Origin of the sequence: Legionella parisiensis, from assembly GCF_001467945.1 — a bacterium.
Classification (GTDB): Bacteria; Pseudomonadota; Gammaproteobacteria; order Legionellales; family Legionellaceae; genus Legionella; species Legionella parisiensis.
Genome location: NZ_LNYQ01000013.1, coordinates 1,961,401 through 1,983,193 on the forward strand (window position 1 = coordinate 1,961,401; position 21,793 = coordinate 1,983,193).

The following is a 21,793-nucleotide window of genomic DNA, read 5'->3' on the forward strand; positions in this document are numbered from 1 at the left end:
GGATTTGCTACCTGTTTTGAAAGGGGTTGCCGAGACGATTGTTTTCTTCTTCCTCTTCTTTCGGAAGGATTTCTTTAAGTGCAGATTTATATTGTTCTATAGACTTGGATAATTTTATATCCTGAACAATGCCCACTTTATCCGGCAACGTTGCATCGGATGTTATATTGGCAATTAAAGTCACAAAAAACTTCACAGCACTAGCCAAAGCTTGCCATACTGAAGAAGAACTCCCCATTGCCTCATAAGAAAGACTAATTAAGTCCTTATTAATTTTTTCAATTTCTTCAATTTCCCCTGCCTGCAACAAAATCAGGCTATTGTAACACTGCGCAATGATATGAGTCAGTGTATCCAATTTCTTTCGATCCAGATTTTTTAATGCGGTTCCATTACTATGCTCAGCAATTGCATCAAGCAGTTTTAATATTTTCTCGATTGCTGTTCCAAGCTGAGGGTACTTATCCGTTCTCTGAGCCAATGCAGCTGAAAAAAGAATATAATGATCTTGATACGCTTTAACTGCTGAATCCCTAAAGGCTTCCTCTACATTTGCTTGTTCATTTTTAGTGATCTTTCCTTGTAGATCGAGATAACACAGCATACGAGCGTTAATCCCTACCCCATGCTCGCACTCAGCCAATGAATCGAGGAACTTCTCCATTAATTCTTGTTTTGCTTTTAATTGTTTTGGCTCACCAGCACACCATTTTTGTTCACTAAACAGAATTTTTTTAAGCTCTTCTTCTAAGTCCTTATTTTTTGTGTCATTCATTATACGTTGAACACATTCCAATTTGCGGACATGTAAAGCAATCGCCTTATCTAAGAATCCATCAGGACCTAAATACTGTTTGTAGTAACTTAACAATTGCAACCTAGTCCGTTGACTCTCTTCGTTCAATGCCATGATTTTTTTAGCTATATCGGGGGCAACACCATATAGGCGAGCGGCCATTAGATTTCTAACACAGATAAAATAATTAAGTGGTATGTAATCTTGGGAAGGACTGATAATTACATGATGATCACGAGCAGAGCCAGGCTCTGGTGCAACCTGTACTACTGCTGCGTCCTTGTCTATTTTTTTTCGGGAGCTCATTTGAACTATATTGCCATTATACATAGTCACAAGATCAAGTGTTCCTCGTGCCGCATCCCCTTCACGTTTTGGATCAGCTATTACTTCTTCGCCTGTTTGTGGGTCTATTGTTATATGACTGTAGGTTTCATCTTTGCTGTACTTGAGTGCACCCTCACAAATAAGATGAAGTGCATGTAGTTCAGGATGATCATTCGGGTTATCCCAAATCTTTATCTCGGTTTTACTCTTCTTATCAAATTTGTTTCGGGTATTTGCATCATACCCGGAAAGGAATAAATCAGGACAAGCAGCAACAAGTTCCTTCCAGCTACTCACATTTTTTACCGTTGCACTGTAGAGTTTATGCCAATCCTGATTACGTTTTACTACATTACCTGCATCCAAATGCCCAGTAACTGCTTGTATTTTAATACGTTCATCCTTAATATTTTTTTCACTGTCTCCACTTCGTAATACAGTAAAATTAGTAACCAAGCCTCCTTTATTATACCCTGCACCACAAAGTCTGCTGCTATTTCGTCGTGCTTCTACTGGCTCACCTTCAACTTTTACTTTCAAACTTGCTTTATGAATAATAAAGGTTGCCATACCTGTCGTAGGAAGGATCTGCGTATCCAATTTAGTATGGGTTGACATATGACTTATGCATTCTACCTCATAGCCTTCCAGACCTAATTTTCTTAACTGGTCCTCTATCTGTGCCTGAGTTTTTCCAAAATGCGTTTCTTGGCAATTGATGACGAAAAAATCTGCATCGTCTTCACGAAGCAACTTTATAATTGTGCAAGTAGCCTGTTCACCAAGAATGTCATTGCCACAATTTGCTGTGATTGCTCGATATTTAAAAGGAATATAAAACTCTCTTACTGCTCGATCATTTTGCTAATGTATATTATTAATATAGACCAAAGCAACCTGAGACAGAAAATTTGAAAAATCAATCTTAAATAAAATATTTTTTATTCAAAAAGTTAATTGTTTTAACATTTTATAATATTTAATGCAATATTGATATATTTCTAAACACATATTTTATGCGATGGAATATTTATCTCTGGAGGTAAACTCCTCCTCTGAGCAACAATTACTGCATCAAATATTTGTTCCACATCGCCTTTTTCGTGCCAAAAACTTTGAAATGCTAAAGGATATTTTTCCAATACCTCTTTTTTAGAAATTTTTTGAGGGTTTTCGATTACGTTTAATAATGATGTTAACAAAGAAATTTTGTCTTTTATTTTCGCATCTTGCGAGTCGGCTTTTTGTCTTAATATGTGCAATTTATACTGAATAAGCCCTTCCAGATAGGGGTTGATCGCATCTACACCCATCGTTCGAATTACTGCACTGTAATCCAAGTATGTAAACAACCTGGAGTAATTATGATCATTTGATTCTTCTTCTTTTAAACCGTTAAGTTTCAAGATCACTTCTTGCTGTGCAATTGCATCCTGAGTAACATCGGGTTTGCTCAAATGAAACCATCCTTTGATCGCTCGTTTTAAAGTATGAGGAGCCACACTCCATGATATGTCAAGACCAGTAAATAAGACCGCCGTCAGTGCAAATAGAGTGCCTATAGCAGGAGCAATAGGGAAAAGCAGGGTAAAAAAAACCACCCCTAAGGCAGAAGCGATAAGAGTCATAGCGAACAAATTACCCAATGCTGCTTGGATGTAATGCATGCGTTGAGCACTATTTGGAGGAGATTCAAAAGCTCTATATAAATTGAGCCCAACCATGACCAGCTGATGAACCAATGCAACAATTAAGCTGCTGGCAAAAAACCAAGGAGCTGCAGCAAAACTATAACCTAAGGCCATTGATATTGCTGCACCATAGAGTGATACACTCGCTAAAACAGCACAAAGTGCAGACGTAGCAAAAAGAAACCATCGATCAAAATTGCGATTGCTGGCTGTTGTAAGGCGATAGCCATTTATTAAAGCATTTACAGTTAGCAAGAAACCTATAAAAGGCAACATGATGTAAAATAAAGGAGATGTACGAAATATCGCTGATAATCTCGCGTCAGCCAGAGTAACAAATAATGCGATTTCCTGGGCTTCTCTGATGTATGCAATCGCCCGTTGGAAGTGAGTAACAAACATAAGTCACCTGATAAATTATTATTATTCCTTGATTTTTTATTTCTTAAATTTGAAAAAAGTACTTATTAAGAACACGTAATTACATGGTCTGGCTATAGAAAAACTACCATTAACCAATGGGGCTTGACTTTATGTCCTGCGGCTTATCTGCGCAATCCCAGGTTCGGGATCCCGCAGAAAAGCCATAGAAGGTAGACAAGAACACGCTCTTAACTCGAGGCAGTGGTTAAAGAAAGCACCTTTGATTCTCTCAAAGACCAGCTAGCACCTCTCTAACAACTAAAGCGATAAAAATACTTGTTAGTCACTCTTTATTGCCGTAAATGAGGGAACAAAATCACATCCCGAATTGACTGAGAATTGGTAAATAGCATGACCAACCGATCAATACCTATACCTTCTCCCGCTGTGGGGGGCAATCCATATTCCAGCGCTTCAATATAATCACTATCAAAATGCATGGCTTCTAAATCACCGGCATCCTTTTCCTCAACCTGCTTTCGAAAACGTTCGGCCTGATCTTCAGCATCGTTTAATTCAGAAAACCCATTAGCAATTTCCCGGCCTGCAATAAAAAATTCAAAGCGATCAGTCACTTCTGGGCTATGATCACTACGGCGTGCCAAAGGTGATATTTCGGTAGGATAGCCTGTAATAAAGGTAGGTTGAAATAATTGATGCTCAACAGTTTCCTCAAACAATATGATTTGCAGCTTGCCTAAACCATCAGTTTCTTTAAAAGGGAATCCTTTTTTCTGCAATATTGCACGACAACTCACTACACTCTCGAGATCTTTAGCATTAATTTCTGGGTGATAATGTAAAATTGCCTCTTTCACCGTCATACGGGTAAACGGCTTGCCAAAATCAATGATTTGACCTTGGTATTCGACCTGACGTTTTTTCAAAACAGCATCACAGAGATAACACAGTAATTCCTCGGTAAAATTCATCAAATCCTTATAATCCGCGTAGGCTTGATAGAACTCAACCATAGTAAATTCTGGATTATGGCGTGTTGAAATCCCTTCATTACGGAAATTACGATTAATTTCATAAACACGCTCAAATCCACCCACAACAAGTCGCTTCAAATAAAGCTCAGGTGCGATACGCAAATACATAGTCATATCCAGAGTATGATGATGCGTAACAAAAGGACGAGCCATGGCGCCACCAGGAATAGGATGCATCATAGGAGTTTCTACTTCCAGGAAATAGTGTTGTTCCATAAATTGCCTAAATGCTTGGATCAATTGTGAACGGATCAAAAAGGTATGGCGACTGTCATCATTAGCAATTAAATCCACATAGCGTTTACGGTATTTTACTTCTTGATCCGCTAAGCCATGAAATTTATCGGGTAAAGGGCGCAGAGACTTAGTTAATAATTCTATGTGCTCTGCATTTACTGTAAGCTCACCCGTATTTGTTTTAAATAGTTCACCTTTAACCCCAACAATATCGCCTAAATCCCAATGCTTAAACTCTTCATACTGCTCAGGAAGGTCGTTAGCTCGGATATACACTTGAATACGCCCAGAAACATCTTGTATATGAAAAAAGCTGGCTTTGCCCATAATGCGTCTCAATACTATGCGGCCAGCCACACTGACCTTAACATGTCGTTGTGCTAAAGCGTCCTTATCTAATGAATCGTAATGTTTTATAATTTCCTGGGCTAAATGTTCACGACGAAACTGATTTGGGAAATTAAACCCTTTTGTACGTAATTCAGCTAATTTTTGTTTACGAATAGAATAAACTTCACTTTCATCAATATGGTCAATTTGTTCTTCACTCATGCTGCCCTACTCCTGCCTTTAAACTGGCTTCAATAAACTGATCCAATGCCCCGTCCAATACTGCTTGTGTATTGCTCGTTTCAACACCGGTGCGTAGATCTTTAATACGAGATTGATCCAATACATATGAACGAATTTGAGATCCCCAACCTATATCTGATTTACTGGCTTCCAATGCTTGCTGCTCTGCATTTTTCTTTTGCATTTCCAATTCATATAACTTGGCGCGTAGCTGTTTCATTGCCTGATCTTTATTGCGATGCTGGCTTCGATCATTCTGGCATTGTACTACAATTCCACTTGGTGCATGAGTAATACGTACTGCTGAATCAGTTCGGTTAACATGCTGCCCCCCAGCCCCGGACGCACGGTATGTATCAATACGCAAATCAGCCGGATTAATTTCAATATCTATATCATCATCAATCTCAGGTGAAACAAATACTGCTGCAAAAGAGGTATGCCTTCTATTTCCTGAATCAAAAGGTGATTTTCTTACCAAGCGATGTACTCCGCTTTCAGTACGCAGCCATCCAAAAGCGTATTCTCCTTTGAAGTAAATAGTAGCACTTTTAATACCAGCAACCTCGCCCGGGGAGCATTCAATTAATTCCGTATCAAACCCATGCTGTTCACCCCAACGCAAGTACATGCGTAACAACATTTCCGCCCAATCCTGTGCCTCCGTACCACCCGAACCCGACTGAATATCTAAATAAGCATTCGAGTCGTCCATTTTTCCGGAAAACATACGGCGAAATTCTAAATCAGCAACTTTTTGTTCAATCGAGTGTAATTCTTCGCCAATTTCATTAATTGTTTGCTCGTCGCCTTCTTCACGTGCAATTTCAAATAATTCATTTAAATCAGTAATGGATTGACCTAATTGAGTCAAAGTTGAAACAACTGCCTCTAGCTGTGTTCTTTCACGTCCTAATGCCTGAGCAATCTCGGGATTATCCCAAACTGTTGATGATTCCAGCTCTCGAACAACCTCTTCCAAACGCTCACTTTTAGCATCAAAGTCAAAGATACCCCCTAAGCGACTCTACTCGCTTATCAAGCTCCACCAGATTAAGATTAATTTGGTTTACTTCCAACATAAGTGTCTCTTAAAAAATAGTAATTATGTCAATGCTCTTATCATAATGAAGTCTCTGGCAGGCTAGACTGTTAAGTCCAGCAATTTTTTAACCTTATTATTTTCCAAATCACATAGTTGATAAGGAATGCTTTTAGACCCATTTGGGTATAAATTGGGCATAACCGCCCAGCCTACTCAAGCTACATTTATAATTCAGCATGACTTAGTAAAAAATTAGTCTGGGATTTTACCGTGAAAGTAGGCAAAAAAACAGCTATGAAGTCTTCATTGCGGTCCGGTAGGCTTGCAAATTCATTAATAAATCCGCTTCTGCGAGAGATAAATGGCAACTTTCCACAATTTCATCGCGATTACCGCCCATTTCCAAAATACGCAAAGCATGGCGATATCCACCATCATTATCTCGTTTATTTTCCAGATCCTGAATTTGATTATCCATACTAATTAATTGATTATTAATTTCCTTTAACTGCTTGGAGAATAATAAATCAGCATGAATTAACACAGGATGATCTTTTGTGATTTGATCAATTAATTTTTGCTGCGTATTCAATTCCTCTCGAAAACTAATTAGTTTTTTCCGTTGATTCAATAAATAATTCATAATAAATAAAAAAATAACCACATTTAAGCTTAAAAGAAAAGTTATCATTTTTTATTTTTACCCCCAAAGATTACACTATGATCTTGCTCGCTTACCGCAGGGTTTAAAAGTCGAGGAACATTTCGATTCAAAGTAATGATAATAGTCACCCTACGATTTGCAGCTCTCCCTAGTTCTGTAACATTATCTGCTACTGGATATTGCTCACCATAGCCTGTTACTAAAATACGATCCGTTGTTATCCCAAACGAATTTAAAGTACGTCCAACAGCTGCTGCACGCATCGCAGAAAGTTCCCAGTTTGATGGAAATTGTGGCGTTTCTATAGGAACATTATCTGTATACCCTTCTATTGCGACAAGAGAAGATGATTTTTTAAGTTTAGCGGCTAACTGCATTAATTTGACAAAAGCTTCTGGTTTTAAATCTGCATCACCCGAATCAAATAAAGCTCCTGCTTTAATATCCAACTCCACCCAACCTTCCTGTCGGTTAATCTTATAATTACCATCTTGCAATTCTATGAGCGATTGATTTAACTCATCAAGCCCATCATGAAAAGGCCCTCGAAATGGTGTTGATTGTGGACCATCCTTTATACTTTTTGTTGATTTCAGGGCCTGGGCTTCATCTTTTTTATTAAAAGCCGACTTCATCCCTTCTGAAAGCGATTTATACTTTGAGGTGTTGACTGAAGAAATAGCATACATTACTACGAAAAATGCGAATAACAAGGTAATGAAATCTGCATATGAGACGACCCAACGATGATGATCATTATTTTGTTCATTTCTTTTTTTTCTTTTTTTCATCTTTCTTATGCTGGCCAAAATTATTGAGTTTTAACATCAAAACTCCTGGACTTTCCCCAGAGGCAATGGTGACTATGCCTTCTAGAATCATTTCGTCATAATGCACCTGACGAGCAATACAACTTTTTAATTTATTTGCTACGGGTAAAAAAATAAGATTAGCCATTCCAACTCCGTAAATAGTCGCTACGAAAGCTACTGCAATACCTAATCCCAATTCATTCGGCTCAGATAAATGACGCATCACTTCAATCAATCCTAATACTGCCCCCAAAATTCCTATGGTTGGGCTGTATCCCCCCATACTTTCAAACACTTGTGCCGCATGGATATCATGAGTTTCAACACGTTCTATCTCGTCTTCTAAAACTTTTCTTATAGTGAGTTTATCTACACCAATTACCAACAACTCCAGACCCTTATTGATAAGTGGATTTTTCTCAACCTCTAAGTGTTCCTCTAGAGAAAGCAACCCCAATTGACGAGCTTTTCGTGCTAAATCAAACATTCTGTTGCGGCAAGGTTCAAAATCAAGTTTAGGAGGCTTAATAACCCAAGGTAAAATTTTAAAGGCTCTTTTAAATATATTTAGTGGTGTTTGCACCATCACTGCTCCAATTGTGCCTCCGAGCACAATCAACAATGCAGGCATATTCATTAAAGCCTGCATACTTCCACCTTCAAAAATCTGGCCAAGTGTAATAGCTAAAAAACTAGTGAGTATTCCTATTAAAGTTAAAGCATCCATTCTTTTTATTCCGGTAAGCGTGATTTAATTCGATGTATTGCCTGACTAAGAATCTGTGAAACGCGTGATTCGCTAACGCCAATAACCTCCCCGATTTCTTTTAAATTCAAATCCTGTTCGTAATATAAAGAAAGTACCATGCGTTCCTTCTGAGGCAATCCGCGAATTACCTCGGATAAACGGCCCATCAAGTCACTATGCAATACATTGACATGAGGTTCAGTAGAAGTACGTCCATCGTCAACTTGCAAGGCATCATCCGTAACGCCCAAATCTTCAAAACCATACAAATGACTGCTCACAGAGTCTTGTAACATTTCATGGTATTCAGCAATTGATATTTCAAGTTCAGTTGCAATTTCAGAATCCTTAGCTTCCCTTCCTAACCGGTGTTCAACTTTCTTAACAGCTTCTGAAATCATTCTTCCATTACGATGTACTGATCGAGGTACCCAATCATTACGTCTTACTTCATCAAGCATATACCCTCTAATGCGAATTCCCGCATAGGTTTCAAATGAAGCACCTTTAGAAGAATCATAATGTCGAGTTGCCTCCAGTAATCCGAGCATTCCTGCTTGTATTAAGTCATCCAGTTGTACACTTTGCGGCAAACGACCCAATAAATGATGTGCTATGCGTTTAACCAATAAGGCATGAGTTTTTACCAGCGTTTCCTGAATTTGCTGGTTAACTTTGCTATAGGCAGCCAAAGCATCCACAATGATCTCCTTAAAATTCACCTGCTACTAAACGCTCTAAAAAGAAACTGGTATTACCCCCCAATAAAGCGCTGGGGGGCCACTCGGATACTTCATCTGCTAACTGTCTAAGTGCTATAGCAGCAGCAGAATCAGGATAAGAAATTAATACCGGCTTTTGCATTTTCACTGCCTTGTGTATGTGTTCATCAAATGGTACTGCTCCTAAATAGTCTAGCTGAACCTCGAGAAATTGCTCGGAAACTTTGAATAATTTGTTAAATAATTCCCGTCCCTCTCTCTCATTCCGCACCATGTTTGCCAAAATATGAAACCGTGTCCATTCATAGCGCTTACTCATTACTTTAATTAAAGCATATGCATCAGTTAACGAGGTGGGTTCATCACATACAACAACAATTAGCTCTTGCGACGAACGGGTGAAACTTAAAACAGTGTCAGAAATACCAGCAGCAGTATCAATAATCATGTAATCTAAATCATCCGTGAGCTCGTTAAATGAATCGATGATTCCAGCAAGTTCCGGAGAAGAGAGTTGCGTCATAAACTCTGTGCCAGAGGCTGCAGGAATAACAAGGACGCCATTAGGTCCTGACAGAATAATGTCACTTAAATGACAGATGCCCTGCATTACATGAGATAAATTATATTTAGTATGCAATCCCAACATGATATCAATATTTGCCAATCCTAAATCAGCATCAAGCAACATTACTCTTTTATTAAGTTGAGCCAAACCAACTGCCAAATTGACAGAAACGTTGCTCTTGCCAACACCGCCCTTTCCAGCAGAAACTGCAATTACTTTAATCGGTTTTGCTCGTGCCAGATTTCTCAAACCAGAAGCCTGATCGCGTATATTTTTATTCACTTTAGACATGATATTCTCTCCCAGCACTTTGCAGTGCATTCCTGACATTGTCCGTCTGGAACAGTTGTGTTTCCTGCTCTGCAAATAACTCAATTAGCTGATGGCGCGTAGCCATTTTAATATCTTCAGGTACTCGTTGTCCGTGAGTGAGATAGCTCACCCCTAAACCCGACTCAATAAGCGCGCTCAACGCACCGCCTACAGCCAATGACTCATCCAGCTTGGTCAAAATACACTGATCAATTTGATTAGCGTCATAACGTTTTATTGCATCAATTAACACTTGGTAATGACTTGTTGCAGGTAAAACCAAAACTTTGGAAATCGACAATAAATAAGTACCCAAGACATGCATTTGTTTTACAACTCGCTCATCCGCGGGATTCATTCCGGCGGTATCAATCAAAATTAATTTTTTGTCATTTAATTGCCGTAATACTCGCGCTAAAGACACTTCATCCTGAGCAACGCAAACCTTAACCCCTAAAATTTTTCCATACATCATAAGTTGTTCCTGTGCCGCGATTCGATAGGTATCCATAGTAACCAGGCCTAACTTATCCGCGCCAAATCTCAAGGTAAACCGGGCTGCAATTTTGGCTAATGTCGTCGTTTTTCCGACGCCAGTTGGACCAACAAAAGCATAAACCCCTCCCTCTTCTATTCTACGTGTATCACAAATAGTTAATTGATCTGCAATTTGATTCAATACAGCTTCCCAGCCTCTTTGCTGATTTAAATCAGATCGCACAGAACATGCCCAGTTCGCAGCTGTAGTATGGCTTACCCCAAGATACAGAAGTTTTTGCAATAAAATAGTATGCAAAGGCTCATGGATGCCAACATTTCCCCTTAACTGCGCTTCAAGCATGCTTCTTAGTGTTTGAATCTCTTGACGCATATCATCAAGAGGCGTTTGCATTTGGTATTTATTTGCTTGACTTGTTGGCTCAGCGCAAGATACTGCTGCGGAAGTTGACAGAATTGTTTCATCGAAATCAATCGCAGCAACAACTTCCACTCCACCATCTACATGATGACTGGACAAAATAACGGCATCAGCGCCAAGTGTCTCTTTAATTTGTTTCATAGCGCTGCGTGTATCGGTCGCAACAAAACGTTTTAATTTCATAAAGCCTCCTGCTTATGAAGAAATTTGTCACTATTCACGCAATGCCTCTTTATAGAAATTGTAGCTTGCCTGTAGGAAAACTGAAAAGTTTAGCCCTGGGCTCTATACCAGCACCCACTAAGTTCTATACATTGTTGCAAGCCGCTCCGCTCAGTCATGTACTTGAGTACACTCTTTCACCTCACTTTGCTTGCGCCTTGTCTAAAACGTAGTGGATGACGCTATACACTTAACACCGAGGTTACTAATTCAACTGTGATACACCCAGTTACTCCTATCCCACTGTACCTACTATTCTTATTTGCTTATTATCAGGAATCTCCTGATAAGACAAAACATGAAAGTCATGAGATATATTACGCACAAATCGTGCCAACACTGCGCGTATTCCCGGTTGAACTACCAATACAGAACTCTCTTGTTTCGCCTGCTGTTGCATTGCTAATTGTGTCAAAGAATGTTGTATTTTATCCGCCATTCCTGGCTCAAAATTTACACCACCGGATCCACTACTCTGAATAATGTTTTGCAATAATTGTTCCAACTCGGGTTTTAACGTAATAATTGGCAGCTCCTCATGAACACCGCTGATTTTTTGAGTAATTAATCGGGATAAAGCAATACGAACCTGGCTGATTAAAAACTCTGTATCCTTAGATTTTGGCGCTAGCTCCGCCAAAGTTTCGACTATAGTGCGAATATCCGTTAAAGGAATATGTTCCGCCAATAAGCCTTGTAACACTTTACTAACCATTCCTAATGAAAGACCGTCAGGTACTAATTCTTTCACTAATTTGGGTGAACTCAATGCAAGTTTGTCTAAAAGCTGTTGGGTTTCTTCATAACCTAATAATTGCTGGCTGTTCTGTTCTAATATTTGACTTAAGTGCGTGGCAACCACAGTAGAGGCATCAACAACTGTGTAACCCAAAGTATGTGCCTGTTCTCTTTGACTTTCATTGATCCAGACTGCCTCCATGCCAAAAGCTGGATCAAGTGTTTTTACTCCCTCTATTTCACCAAAAATCTGTCCAGGATTTATCGCCAGGCAGCGATCAAGATGAATTGCAGCCTCTCCCATCACAACTCCAGCCAAACTAATACGATAATGATTAGGTTTTAAATCCAAATTATCACGCACATGTACTGATGGAATTAAAAAACCCAACTCTTGTGATATTTTCTTGCGTACCCCTTTAATACGAGAGAGTAAAACGCCTCCTTGCGCCTGATCCACTAAAGGAATCAAGCGATACCCAACCTCAAGACTAATCACATCAACTGGATTCACATCATCCCATGATAATTCTGTAGAAATATTTGGATTTTGAATAGCGAGGGATTCATTTTCTTCATTGAGTAGTTCCTTGCTTCTTTCTTTATTTTGTTGAAGAAACAAATAAGCAATTCCTCCTAAACCTGCAGAAAGTAAAATAAACGCGATATGGGGCATACCAGGAATAATACCAATCAATCCCATAATAGCTGCTGCAATAATTAATGAACGTGGATTAGCAAATAATTGGGAAATAACTGCATGCCCCATATTTTGCGCACTGGAAACTCGAGTAACAATGATAGCAGCAGCAGTTGATAAAACTAAAGAAGGCACTTGTGCTACCAAACCATCACCAATAGTTAACAAAATATAATTGTGAAGCGCATCAGAAACACTCATTCCATGCTGAAAAACTCCAATAATCAATCCACCAATAATGTTAACAGCCAAAATCAAAATCCCAGCAATTGCGTCACCTCGAACAAATTTACTCGCACCATCCATCGAACCATAAAAATCTGCTTCCTGTGCCACTTCTAATCGACGCTTTATCGCCTGCTCCTGATTAACCAAACCTGCATTTAGATCAGCATCGATCGCCATTTGTTTTCCAGGTAGAGAATCCAAAGTGAACCGTGCACTTACTTCAGATACACGCCCAGCACCCTTAGTTACTACAACGAAATTTATGACTACTAAAATGATAAAAACAACCAAACCCACTGCATAGTTTCCACCAATTACTACTTCGCCAAATGCTTGAATCACATGTCCTGCAGCATCAGTACCTTTATAACCATTTAATAAAACAACACGAGTTGAAGCAACGTTCAATGCCAAGCGTAATAAAGTTGCAAGTAATATAACTGTTGGGAAAACAGCAAAATCCAAAGGCCTTTCGCTGTAAATCACTGCCAACAAAACTACAAGTGATAAAGCAATATTAAAAGTAAATAGAATATCCAATAAAAATGGGGGCAGAGGTAACATCATCATGCCAAGCATGATGATGAGCACTAGAGGGGTTCCTAAACCTTGACGCATCCCATATTGTACATAATACAATGCTTTATTCATTAGTATCCTCCTCTGCTTCTCGTACTAACTCTTCTGGTATAGGAACATTCTGTAACACAGCAGGTTTATAGTCATAACGCTCTTTATCACGCAGTTGAAATATATAAGCTAAAACCTGGGCTACAGCGATATAAAGGCCTCTTGGTATTTCTGTATTTAATTTAGTAGAAAAATAAAGAGCACGCGCCAAAGGGGGTACTGAGATAATAGGAATTTGATGCGATGTTGCAACTTTACTAATTTGGAAAGCAATCAAATCCTTACCTTTGGCGACTACTATGGGTGCTTTATGACTCTTCTCCCTATAACTGATTGCCACAGCATAATGAGTAGGATTGGTTAAAACGACGTTTGCTTTAGATATTTCATTCATCATGCGCCGTCTCGAAATCTCTTGCTGGGCACGACGAATAGCGCTTTTTATTTCGGGTTTACCCTCTAGTTCTTTGTATTCATCCCTTAATTCTTGCATCGTCATTTTCATACTTTTTTGATGCTCATACAATTGGAAAGGAACATCAAAAGCAGCAATCAAAATCAAACAGGAAGAAATCAACACAAAGGATTTCACCACAACTAAACTACCGCTGCTAATTGCTGTTTCAATAGGTGCATGGGCTAAACCGAGTAATATGGGAATTTGTGATTTAAGTACCACTATAGCAACCACTGCTACGATTATAAATTTAAAAAACGATTTGAACATTTCGACAAATCCTTTCAACGAAATCATTCGCTTCAATCCTTGAAACAAATTAAGTCGCGAAAATTTAGGCTGTAACACTTGAGTACTAAAAACCCATCCCCCCATAAGCAAAGGAGCCGTCAAAGTAATGAGAAAAATAACCACTAATAAAGGCATCAAGGACCAAAACCCCATTTTCGCTAAAAAAAATAACTGCTCCACACTTACTTTGGGTGTAATGATAACTCGAGTATCAAATGCAAAAGCATGATACATCATGGCTGCTAACTGATTGGCCAATTTCTTGCCAAAAATAAGAAATCCCAATGCAGTAAAAAGTAGCGTTACTGTAGTATTGAAATCCCTTGATCGTGCAACCTGACCTTTTTTGCGAGCCTCTTTAAGCCGCTTGGCCGAGGGCTGTTCCGTTTTTTCTTGTGAGTTTTCTTGCTCAGCCATCAGTGCAACATCCCTGTAATAAAACGCATTCCCTCTTTGATAAGATCTACCATTTGTATCGCAACACTAGGCAGACCCACCTTAATTACAACTATCCCCATTATTAACGTGATAGGGAATCCTAAAGAAAAAATATTTAGTTGTGGTGCTGCTCGAGACATAATCCCGAAGGCCAGGCTCACAATAAGCAAAGACAATAAAGCTGGTATTGAAATCAATACAGCCTGCTTAAACATCCATCCTGAAAATAGAATCACATTCCAGACCATAGATTGAGTCACAGAAAGCTGCCCTACAGGCATTATTCTGAAACTATCCAATAGCGCTTCAAAAACAGTTAAATGTCCATTAAGTGCCAAAAATATTAGCGTCATCATTATTGAATAAAGTTGGCTGACCAATGGAACACTGGCACGGCTTGCGGGATCCATCATCACTGCAAAACTAAGACCGGCCTGCATCGCAATAATTTGTCCTCCCAAAACAAAAATCTGGAAAACAAGCTGCAAAACAAAGCCCATTAATAAACCATAGAGCAATTCCTGGATAATATATGCCAAAAAAAAACCGTTGAAATTTAGAAATGAAAGCTCCTTAGGAACCATAAAGGCGCAGACCCAGCTTAAAACAATAAGTAAAATAATTTTAATGCGATGAGGTAATAAACCAGAAGAAAAAACAGGGAGTGTAAGCAACAAACCGCCAATGCGCCCCATTGGCCAAATAACCTGGCTTATCATACCTATTATTGTTGGATAATCCAGTTTCATCTTGAACTAACCTATTAAATAAGGAATATTGGTAATTAAAGAATCAGTGTAATTCACTATGATTTTAAGTAACCAGGGGCCTGCAAATACGAGCATCAAAAAAGTAATAAATAATTTGGGTATAAAACTTAGACTCGTTTCATTAATTTGTGTTGCCGCTTGAAACATGGAAACAATCAGGCCAACAATCAAACCAGGAAGAATGAGTACGCTGATAAGTAACAGCATCAAATATACTCCTTCACTGAATATAGAAACCACTGACTCTGGGGTCATATTATTTCCCTATAATTTTGTGTAGACTTCTTTTGAATCTCTACTGTAGCTGCATAATTGCTTCGTCGATGCAGTGCTCGAATCCTCATGTAACTGCACCCGATTCTCCTTCCACTTCGCTCAATAGAGCGCATTTGGAAAGAGGTCTATTGTCATTATAATTCGTAGCATTGATGAAAATGCGACGTTTAACTCATAGAAAAACTTGATGCAAGCGATCCCAAAACAAGTGTCCAACCATCAACCATCACAAAAAGCATGATCTTAAAAGGTAATGAAATAATCAAAGGGGATAGCATCATCATCCCCATAGCCATCAGAACACTCGATACCACCATATCAATAATTAAAAAGGGTAAAAACAATATAAAACCAATCTGGAAAGCTGTTTTTAATTCACTGGTAATAAATGCAGGAATTACCACACTCATTGGTACATCATTAAGAGTGGCTGGATTTGTTTGAGCAAATTTTTCAAACAAGGATAAATCATTTTTACGTGTTTGATTTAACATAAATTGACGTAAAGGCACCTGTGCATTGGCCAAAGCTTCAGGAAATTTTATAGTCTCTGCGAGATAAGGCTGTAGTGCGGTTTCGTTAATTTTATTAAAGACAGGAGACATCACAAAATAAGTCATAAACAACGCAATACCAATTAAGATTTGATTCGTAGGTGTTTGAGCCATACCTATGGCTTGGCGTAATATGGAAAGCACGATGATTATTCGCGTAAAAGCTGTCATTGCCATCAACATCCCAGGCAAAACAGTTAACAACGTCATAAAAATCAAAATTTGCAGATTTACACTATAAGTTTGTTCGCCATTGGCACCAGGTTGCACTGTTAATGCAGGTAATGATAAAGGAGCTGCTTGTAAAGCCAGGGGTACGAAACAAAATAAAGCGAGAAACAAAGTAACCCTGGTGAAGCGGAACGTAATCCATGATTTAGTGTGTCCCTCATCCCCTGCCATTAAGTTAAGATTCCTTGTCATTCGCGCGCATACAGGAATCCGTGTCTGAATTAACATTGGTGTTTGATTCGAGTTGGCTCCTCGCTGTGAGAAAAGCAACTTCCATATAGATGATAACCATTTTCCCAGATATAAATTCATTATCTTCATCTTATGATTTCGTAACTGATTTAAGCAGATCGGCAAACGAATTTTTATTTATAGAGTCGAATCCAGTCGGTAATTGCTCACCAAAATCATAGAGCAGCGTGATCTGTCCAGCACCTGAACCGACTAATAAATAACGCGTTCCCACTTTTAACAAAGTAATTTTTTCCTTGGGTCCTAAAATCATACTCGCTATGGATTGAAATCCTTTTGCCGAACCCATTTGCATTCCGTGTAAGCGTTTCACTACCCAAGACAATGCCATGATAAGTAATAAAACCAACAATAAGCCCATGATAATACGCATGAGCTCTCCATGATTGAGTACACTTTGCATTATCTTAATCGCTTAATTCGTTCTGCTTTGCTGACGATATCAGTCAATCGCACACCAAACTTATCATTAACTACAACCACTTCCCCATGCGCAACTAAAGTCCCATTGACTAAGACATCAAGTGGATCGCCTGCTAAACAATCAAGAGCAACAATTCCTCCTTGGTTTAATTGGAGTAAATTACGTATGGTCATTTTGGTACGGCCAATTTCTACAGTCACTGAAACAGGGATATCCAAAATCATGTCCATTTTTTCACTATCTTCCTGAGGAAGAGTATTTGATGGTTTAGGTTGTTCAATTGCATCTTGAGACATTCCTCATCTCCTAGTAACTAATATTTTTAATTATTTTTACAGCGCGCTTGTCATTTGCGGTTCCTTGAGTTGCCGTAAAACCCGGCGTCCCTTCAATATCTAAAGTAACTATTTCTTTCATTTCCATAGATATAAAATCACCTGCTTGCCATGACATTACTGCACCCAAAGTACTTTTTGTTTCAGCCATTGCTGAACTTACAGTTAATTCAACTTCCATTAACTCTTCTTTTAATGATTTAACCCAGTTCGGATCAATTTCATCATCTGGACGAGAAGCACCAAGTTCCAGTTGCTCTTTGATGGGTTCAACCATGGAATAAGGCAAGATAAAATAGAAAGTACCGATTTCTTTCCCAAAGTCCATTGAAAAGCGTGCAACGAGCAACATTTCTCCAGGTTCTGCTATATTGACTAATTGTGGGTTAGTTTCATCATTAAATTTGCTGATATCGAGCTGAGTAATTGGCTTCCACGCTTGGGTAAGGTTAGCAATAAGCTTTTTCGTGATCACATCCATAACACGCAGCTCAGTCGCAGTAAAATCGGTTCTATCTTTTTGGGCAAAGAATTGAGAACTGCCGCCAAAATAATAGTCAACGAGATCATAGACAAAAGTACTATCAAAAAGAATAATGCCTTTACCTCGTAATGGTTTAAATTTAAAGATACTCATTAAACTTGGATTAGGTAAACTCTCCATAAAGTCACGATGTTTTATAATAAGCAACGGGTCTTGTTTAATTTCAAAATCTTTGGCAGTTACATTATAGATATCCGATGCAAATAAACGCACAGCACGATCATAAATTCTATCTAATACAGGCAGCTTGCCTTTGACAATACGTTCCTGAGCAGTGAAATTAAGCGTTTTTATATCACCATCCTGCTGTAGTTCACCGGGCTCAAATACAGCTTCAGATACCTCATTTCTGCTGCCTTTTGCTTTTTTATGGTCCGATTGTTCTCTGGGTGCTCTTTGCCCCTCTGTTGTTTGGGGTTCTTCTTCAGGAGGCTCGCTAACTGTTTTGAGCAGCGCATCTATTTCTTCTTGTGATAAAACGTTTTTATCAGCCATATAAGCAATCCATACTAATTTAAAACTTGAATTTACTCATTACCTTCAAGTAACCATCATGATTTTTCTATTGAATAGGCTTATGCAAACTATATGCCATTTATAAAAATGTTTTCATAACATAATCTCTGATATATCTCTCAGTTATAAATGGAAAAAATGATATGCAGGTTTGACAGTCAAAAAATCGTATGCCAATCATTTGACAATACCTCCAAATTAATAAAAAAATGCTACCTCAATTTATTCATTAATTTGTTGCTGGCATTTTGCTTGTGCCATGCTTCGACAATTATCCTGGCAATCAATTTCCGATGAGGTCAGACATTGTGAATTAATACAATCTTGAGTTGTATTATGAAGACACTGAGTTCTATCGTATTTTTGTGCACCCAGGGTATCTTCAGGAATATCTGCTGCAAAAACTGAAAATGAAAAAAGAAAGCCCAAAAACATTAAAAAGTTTTTCATCATAATTCCTTTTAATTACGCTCTTAAATGAATTATAGTCTTAATATTCAAAAATAATTAAATAACACCAAAATGCGCAGCAAAATAAGAACGCTCACTAATTTTAGCCGTGCACGCTCCAGTCAGTCTTTCTGTCTACGTCCAGAGAATGAAGAGCAGCTGGCTGACTATCTTGCCCACAATCCTCAGCAAAACATGCTCGTGCGTGGTTCAGGATTATGCTACAACGACAGTTGTTTTAATACCGATGGCTTCATTATCGACACTGAACGCCTCAATCATTTCATTGATTTTGATCATGAAACCGGTATTGTGCGCTGTCAGGGCGGGGTATCACTTAAAGATTTATTTTTAGTGCATCCCGATTTTATTCCTCCTGTCCTCCCTGGCACTATCCACATTACAGTTGCTGGTGGAATTGCTCACGATGTGCATGGAAAAAACAATCATCAAGCAGGAAGTTTTGGCCATCATCTCATTGAATTTGATTTATTGATAGGAAGTAAAAAATTTCATTGCAGTCCTAATGAAAACAGTGACTTATTTTATGCCACAATTGCAGGTTTAGGTCTTACAGGGGTTATTACTCGTGTCGCCCTCCGTCTTAAAAAGGCCCCTCGTTTTGTGCAAGTAAAGCATCAGCAGTTCAAATCATTTCAAACACTCACTGACTTTATGAAAAACATGGGTATCCGCCATGATTATCAAGTCGCGTGGCTTGATCTGCTTAATCCTGCTTTACGTGCCATTCTTTCAGTAGCGGATCACTGTGATTCTTTCGACAATAAGAGAATGAAAATCCATACAATTCCTAATATTCCCTTTTCTTTAATTAAATCATGGAACATAAAATTATTTAATCAGTATTTTTTTAATAGCAAAAAAGAATGTGAAAAACTCACGCTTGAAGAATTCAATAATCCTCTCGATAAACTCATGCATTGGAATAGGCTTTATGGCCCTAAGGGATTAATTCAATTCCAGGCAGTATTCAGTGAAGACTATGCTCCAGATACTTTGAAGCAGCTAGTACAGTTGATAAGAGCTCATAAAGCAACACCTACCCTTGCCGTACTCAAGCTATTCACAAAATCCGGTAAAGGTTTATTCTCATTTTGTAAGCCAGGATTTACCGTGGCAGTTGATTTTATTAATAATTTCCAAGCGAAGCAGGCGATATCAGCCATGAATCAATTAATCACTGAACTCAATGGTCGAGTTTATTTGGCGAAGGATTTACTTTTGAATGAAAAACAATTTCACCAGATGTACGAAAATCATAAGCAGTTTTCTCAAACCCTTGAGCAACATGGATGTACCATGCACTCTGATCTGGCACAACGTTTAGGGTTATGAAAATGACACAAAGAACATGGGTCATAATCGGCGCAACCTCCATCATCGCAGAAAAATTTGCACATATTGCTGCTCAATCAGGGCATCAATTGCTTTTAGTAGGACGTCAGCACACGCCACTCAATCTAATTGCAAATGATATTAGCCTTAGATACCAAATTAGTTGTGATGTACTTGTTTTGGATCTAATTGAGCAAATTGATGCCCTTGTTTCGACACTTAAAACAAAAGATGGCGATCTTGATTTGTTTATTGCACACAGTGACTTCACCGATAACGATCATTTAAATGATGAATCAATCTCTCATCTTATCAAACTGAATATTTTGACAACCACTTTATTGATACACACTTACTTAAATCGCCAACAAAAAGAATATAATTTGCTGTTCCTAAGTTCGGTTGCTGCATGTCGAGGACGCTCCAAAAATAGTCTTTATGGAGCCAGCAAAGCAAGTATTGAAATTTACCTCCAAGGACTGCAACAGGTTGCCAGTACTCATCAACACATTACCATTGCCCGCTTGGGTTTTATTGATACCAAACAAACTTATGGTTTGCCTGGTATTTTTTATGCAGCTCCACCAGAAGCTTGTGCGAAAGCCTGTTGGAACGCCCTGATACACAGAAAAAGAATGTTCTATTATCCTTATTTCTGGAAAATTATTATGGCAATAATCACTCGCTTGCCTTTCTTTCTTTATAAAAGAATGGGGAAGATTTGAGATCCTAACTTAGCCTGGTTGCAAGCTGAATCTATTGAGGCACCCTTTTAATCAGATCTTGGTTGAAAACATCCAATCAAGCTAGTGTATCACCTGATTTATCCCTCCAATGGGAAAAAAGTCTATTTACAAGCAAACGGACTACCCTTGTGTAGACGACACTTATTTTAAAATTTTAATCATAGGCAAAATTGTTTTTATCAAACCAAAAAATTGTAAAATATAGATCACTAGAATGATGAGTACCAGCACATTTAACAAACTTTTAATTGATGGCGGCATAGGAATAAAAGTATCGATTAACCACAGCACCACCCCGAAAATAACAATTACAGCGATTAAATTTAGTAGCCCAGCCATAATTAATTATCCTTGTTAATGATTTATGATGGTTTCTGTATAAAATTATAGCATAATTACAAATACTTAGTGTGTCTCTTTTTTTTCCTTCAATAAATCACGAATTTCGGTTAATAATATTTCTTCCTTTGTTGGTATTTCTTTCTTTTCCTCTTCTTTTCTTAATAAATAAATCACTTTGATTGCTACAAAAATTGAAAACGAAATAATAGTAAAATCGATCACTGCCTGGAGAAACTCTCCCCACTTTACAACTGCATCACCTAAGGTAAACGTTCTATTTGCGATATTGATCCCACCCAATAACAAACCAATTAAAGGCATGATGATACCGCTGACCAATGAACTGATAATTTTGCCAAAGGCAGCGCCTATAACCACAGCAACAGCCAGATCAATCACATTTCCTTTGATAGCAAATTGTTTGAACTCTTGCAAAAAACCCATGTCATTTCCTTATACCT

At 38.4% G+C, this 21,793-nt stretch carries 23 protein-coding genes; 2 read left to right on the top strand and 21 right to left on the bottom strand.

Annotation, left to right across the window (positions count from 1 at the left end; all coding sequences use genetic code 11):
• Positions 1-7 precede the first annotated feature (7 nt).
• The 19 genes from Lpar_RS14775 to Lpar_RS14865 all read right to left on the bottom strand — a co-directional run bounded on the left by Lpar_RS14775 (position 8) and on the right by Lpar_RS14865 (position 18,891).
• On the bottom strand, positions 8-1,876 hold the full coding sequence (locus Lpar_RS14775) for an exonuclease/endonuclease/phosphatase family protein (RefSeq protein WP_058518644.1): 1,869 nt from the start codon (positions 1,874-1,876) through the stop codon (positions 8-10).
• A 248-nt stretch (positions 1,877-2,124) separates the two neighbouring features.
• Positions 2,125-3,216 (bottom strand): hypothetical protein, encoded by a 1,092-nt coding sequence (locus Lpar_RS14780; RefSeq protein ID WP_058518645.1) that lies wholly within the window; start codon positions 3,214-3,216, stop codon positions 2,125-2,127.
• 311 nt (positions 3,217-3,527) lie between these two features.
• Complete coding sequence (gene lysS, locus Lpar_RS14785) at positions 3,528-5,021, bottom strand: lysine--tRNA ligase (RefSeq protein ID WP_058518646.1); 1,494 nt, start codon at positions 5,019-5,021, stop codon at positions 3,528-3,530.
• Positions 5,014-6,124, bottom strand: a protein-coding gene (prfB, locus tag Lpar_RS14790; RefSeq protein WP_115341228.1) for a peptide chain release factor 2 whose coding sequence is annotated in 2 segments (ribosomal slippage) — positions 5,014-6,048 and positions 6,050-6,124 — 1,110 coding nt in all. Because the reading frame shifts where the segments join, the coding sequence is not laid out codon by codon here. Before prfB ends, lysS begins: the two co-directional genes overlap by 8 nt.
• A 255-nt stretch (positions 6,125-6,379) precedes the next feature.
• A complete protein-coding gene (locus Lpar_RS14795) occupies positions 6,380-6,778 on the bottom strand; it encodes a DUF2802 domain-containing protein (RefSeq protein ID WP_058518647.1) in 399 nt (132 codons plus the stop codon).
• A complete protein-coding gene (locus Lpar_RS14800; RefSeq protein WP_058518648.1) occupies positions 6,775-7,542 on the bottom strand; it encodes a flagellar motor protein MotB in 768 nt (255 codons plus the stop codon). Before Lpar_RS14800 ends, Lpar_RS14795 begins: the two co-directional genes overlap by 4 nt.
• The gene (locus Lpar_RS14805) at positions 7,517-8,290 is read right to left on the bottom strand and encodes a flagellar motor protein (RefSeq protein ID WP_058518649.1); all 774 of its coding nucleotides are present in this window, start codon (positions 8,288-8,290) and stop codon (positions 7,517-7,519) included. The genes Lpar_RS14800 and Lpar_RS14805 overlap by 26 nt, the downstream gene beginning before the upstream one ends.
• 5 nt (positions 8,291-8,295) lie before the next feature.
• Positions 8,296-9,012 (bottom strand): RNA polymerase sigma factor FliA, encoded by a 717-nt coding sequence (locus Lpar_RS14810; protein WP_058518650.1) that lies wholly within the window; start codon positions 9,010-9,012, stop codon positions 8,296-8,298.
• Positions 9,013-9,022: 10 nt separating this feature from the next.
• Positions 9,023-9,892 carry a MinD/ParA family protein gene (locus Lpar_RS14815; RefSeq protein WP_058518651.1) on the bottom strand — a complete coding sequence of 290 codons (870 nt, stop codon included), beginning with the start codon at positions 9,890-9,892 and terminating at the stop codon, positions 9,023-9,025.
• Positions 9,885-11,015, bottom strand: a complete 1,131-nt coding sequence (gene flhF, locus Lpar_RS14820; RefSeq protein WP_058518652.1) for a flagellar biosynthesis GTPase FlhF — start codon at positions 11,013-11,015, stop codon at positions 9,885-9,887. Before flhF ends, Lpar_RS14815 begins: the two co-directional genes overlap by 8 nt.
• A gap of 274 nt (positions 11,016-11,289) precedes the next feature.
• Positions 11,290-13,371 (bottom strand): flagellar biosynthesis protein FlhA, encoded by a 2,082-nt coding sequence (flhA, locus tag Lpar_RS14825; protein WP_058518653.1) that lies wholly within the window; start codon positions 13,369-13,371, stop codon positions 11,290-11,292.
• Entirely contained in the window at positions 13,364-14,515 is a 1,152-nt protein-coding gene (gene flhB / locus Lpar_RS14830) for a flagellar biosynthesis protein FlhB (protein ID WP_058518654.1), read from the bottom strand. Before flhB ends, flhA begins: the two co-directional genes overlap by 8 nt.
• Positions 14,515-15,285 (bottom strand): flagellar biosynthetic protein FliR, encoded by a 771-nt coding sequence (gene fliR / locus Lpar_RS14835; protein ID WP_058518655.1) that lies wholly within the window; start codon positions 15,283-15,285, stop codon positions 14,515-14,517. The genes flhB and fliR overlap by 1 nt, the downstream gene beginning before the upstream one ends.
• Before the next feature lie 6 nt (positions 15,286-15,291).
• Positions 15,292-15,561 (bottom strand): flagellar biosynthesis protein FliQ, encoded by a 270-nt coding sequence (fliQ, locus tag Lpar_RS14840; protein WP_058518656.1) that lies wholly within the window; start codon positions 15,559-15,561, stop codon positions 15,292-15,294.
• A 188-nt stretch (positions 15,562-15,749) separates the two neighbouring features.
• Positions 15,750-16,559, bottom strand: coding sequence for a flagellar type III secretion system pore protein FliP (fliP, locus tag Lpar_RS14845; RefSeq protein WP_237759422.1), 810 nt, complete (start codon positions 16,557-16,559; stop codon positions 15,750-15,752).
• Positions 16,560-16,689: 130 nt separating this feature from the next.
• Entirely contained in the window at positions 16,690-17,022 is a 333-nt protein-coding gene (gene fliO, locus Lpar_RS14850) for a flagellar biosynthetic protein FliO (RefSeq protein WP_058518658.1), read from the bottom strand.
• Positions 17,022-17,339 (bottom strand): flagellar motor switch protein FliN, encoded by a 318-nt coding sequence (fliN, locus tag Lpar_RS14855; protein WP_082650396.1) that lies wholly within the window; start codon positions 17,337-17,339, stop codon positions 17,022-17,024. The genes fliO and fliN overlap by 1 nt, the downstream gene beginning before the upstream one ends.
• Positions 17,340-17,349: 10 nt before the next feature.
• Positions 17,350-18,417: a flagellar motor switch protein FliM gene (gene fliM / locus Lpar_RS14860; RefSeq protein WP_058518659.1), complete on the bottom strand. Its 1,068-nt coding sequence runs from the start codon at positions 18,415-18,417 to the stop codon at positions 17,350-17,352.
• 243 nt (positions 18,418-18,660) lie between these two features.
• Positions 18,661-18,891, bottom strand: a complete 231-nt coding sequence (locus Lpar_RS14865; RefSeq protein WP_237759424.1) for a hypothetical protein — start codon at positions 18,889-18,891, stop codon at positions 18,661-18,663.
• Positions 18,892-18,960: 69 nt separating this feature from the next.
• Here Lpar_RS14865 and Lpar_RS14870 point away from each other — a divergent pair, with 69 nt between their 5' ends.
• Positions 18,961-20,244 (top strand): FAD-binding oxidoreductase, encoded by a 1,284-nt coding sequence (locus tag Lpar_RS14870; RefSeq protein WP_058518661.1) that lies wholly within the window; start codon positions 18,961-18,963, stop codon positions 20,242-20,244.
• 2 nt (positions 20,245-20,246) lie between these two features.
• Positions 20,247-20,969, top strand: a complete 723-nt coding sequence (locus Lpar_RS14875; RefSeq protein ID WP_058518662.1) for an SDR family NAD(P)-dependent oxidoreductase — start codon at positions 20,247-20,249, stop codon at positions 20,967-20,969.
• 162 nt (positions 20,970-21,131) lie between these two features.
• Here the strand turns inward: Lpar_RS14875 and Lpar_RS14880 are convergent, their stop codons facing one another.
• Together Lpar_RS14880 and mscL are read right to left on the bottom strand one after the other, a co-directional pair.
• Positions 21,132-21,329, bottom strand: a complete 198-nt coding sequence (locus tag Lpar_RS14880) for a Thivi_2564 family membrane protein (protein ID WP_058459183.1) — start codon at positions 21,327-21,329, stop codon at positions 21,132-21,134.
• Positions 21,330-21,395: 66 nt separating this feature from the next.
• Positions 21,396-21,776, bottom strand: coding sequence for a large-conductance mechanosensitive channel protein MscL (gene mscL / locus Lpar_RS14885; protein ID WP_058518663.1), 381 nt, complete (start codon positions 21,774-21,776; stop codon positions 21,396-21,398).
• Between the last annotated feature and the right edge of the window lie 17 nt (positions 21,777-21,793).

Bases quoted from the DNA above. Each gene is read 5' to 3' on its own strand.
- mscL (WP_058518663.1), bottom strand. From the start codon at position 21,776: ATGGGTTTTTTGCAAGAGTTCAAACAATTTGCTATCAAAGGAAATGTG.
- fliQ (WP_058518656.1), bottom strand. From the start codon at position 15,561: ATGACCCCAGAGTCAGTGGTTTCTATATTCAGTGAAGGAGTATATTTG.
- fliR (WP_058518655.1), bottom strand. From the start codon at position 15,285: ATGAAACTGGATTATCCAACAATAATAGGTATGATAAGCCAGGTTATT.
- Lpar_RS14795 (WP_058518647.1), bottom strand. From the start codon at position 6,778: ATGATAACTTTTCTTTTAAGCTTAAATGTGGTTATTTTTTTATTTATT.
- fliN (WP_082650396.1), bottom strand. From the start codon at position 17,339: ATGTCTCAAGATGCAATTGAACAACCTAAACCATCAAATACTCTTCCT.
- fliM (WP_058518659.1), bottom strand. From the start codon at position 18,417: ATGGCTGATAAAAACGTTTTATCACAAGAAGAAATAGATGCGCTGCTC.
- Lpar_RS14870 (WP_058518661.1), top strand. From the start codon at position 18,961: ATGCGCAGCAAAATAAGAACGCTCACTAATTTTAGCCGTGCACGCTCC.
- Lpar_RS14865 (WP_237759424.1), bottom strand. From the start codon at position 18,891: ATGATGAAAAACTTTTTAATGTTTTTGGGCTTTCTTTTTTCATTTTCA.
- Lpar_RS14815 (WP_058518651.1), bottom strand. From the start codon at position 9,892: ATGTCTAAAGTGAATAAAAATATACGCGATCAGGCTTCTGGTTTGAGA.
- Lpar_RS14875 (WP_058518662.1), top strand. From the start codon at position 20,247: ATGACACAAAGAACATGGGTCATAATCGGCGCAACCTCCATCATCGCA.
- flhB (WP_058518654.1), bottom strand. From the start codon at position 14,515: ATGGCTGAGCAAGAAAACTCACAAGAAAAAACGGAACAGCCCTCGGCC.
- flhA (WP_058518653.1), bottom strand. From the start codon at position 13,371: ATGAATAAAGCATTGTATTATGTACAATATGGGATGCGTCAAGGTTTA.
- Lpar_RS14780 (WP_058518645.1), bottom strand. From the start codon at position 3,216: ATGTTTGTTACTCACTTCCAACGGGCGATTGCATACATCAGAGAAGCC.
- flhF (WP_058518652.1), bottom strand. From the start codon at position 11,015: ATGAAATTAAAACGTTTTGTTGCGACCGATACACGCAGCGCTATGAAA.
- fliO (WP_058518658.1), bottom strand. From the start codon at position 17,022: ATGCAAAGTGTACTCAATCATGGAGAGCTCATGCGTATTATCATGGGC.
- Lpar_RS14805 (WP_058518649.1), bottom strand. From the start codon at position 8,290: ATGGATGCTTTAACTTTAATAGGAATACTCACTAGTTTTTTAGCTATT.
- lysS (WP_058518646.1), bottom strand. From the start codon at position 5,021: ATGAGTGAAGAACAAATTGACCATATTGATGAAAGTGAAGTTTATTCT.
- fliP (WP_237759422.1), bottom strand. From the start codon at position 16,559: ATGACAAGGAATCTTAACTTAATGGCAGGGGATGAGGGACACACTAAA.
- Lpar_RS14880 (WP_058459183.1), bottom strand. From the start codon at position 21,329: ATGGCTGGGCTACTAAATTTAATCGCTGTAATTGTTATTTTCGGGGTG.
- Lpar_RS14800 (WP_058518648.1), bottom strand. From the start codon at position 7,542: ATGAAAAAAAGAAAAAAAAGAAATGAACAAAATAATGATCATCATCGT.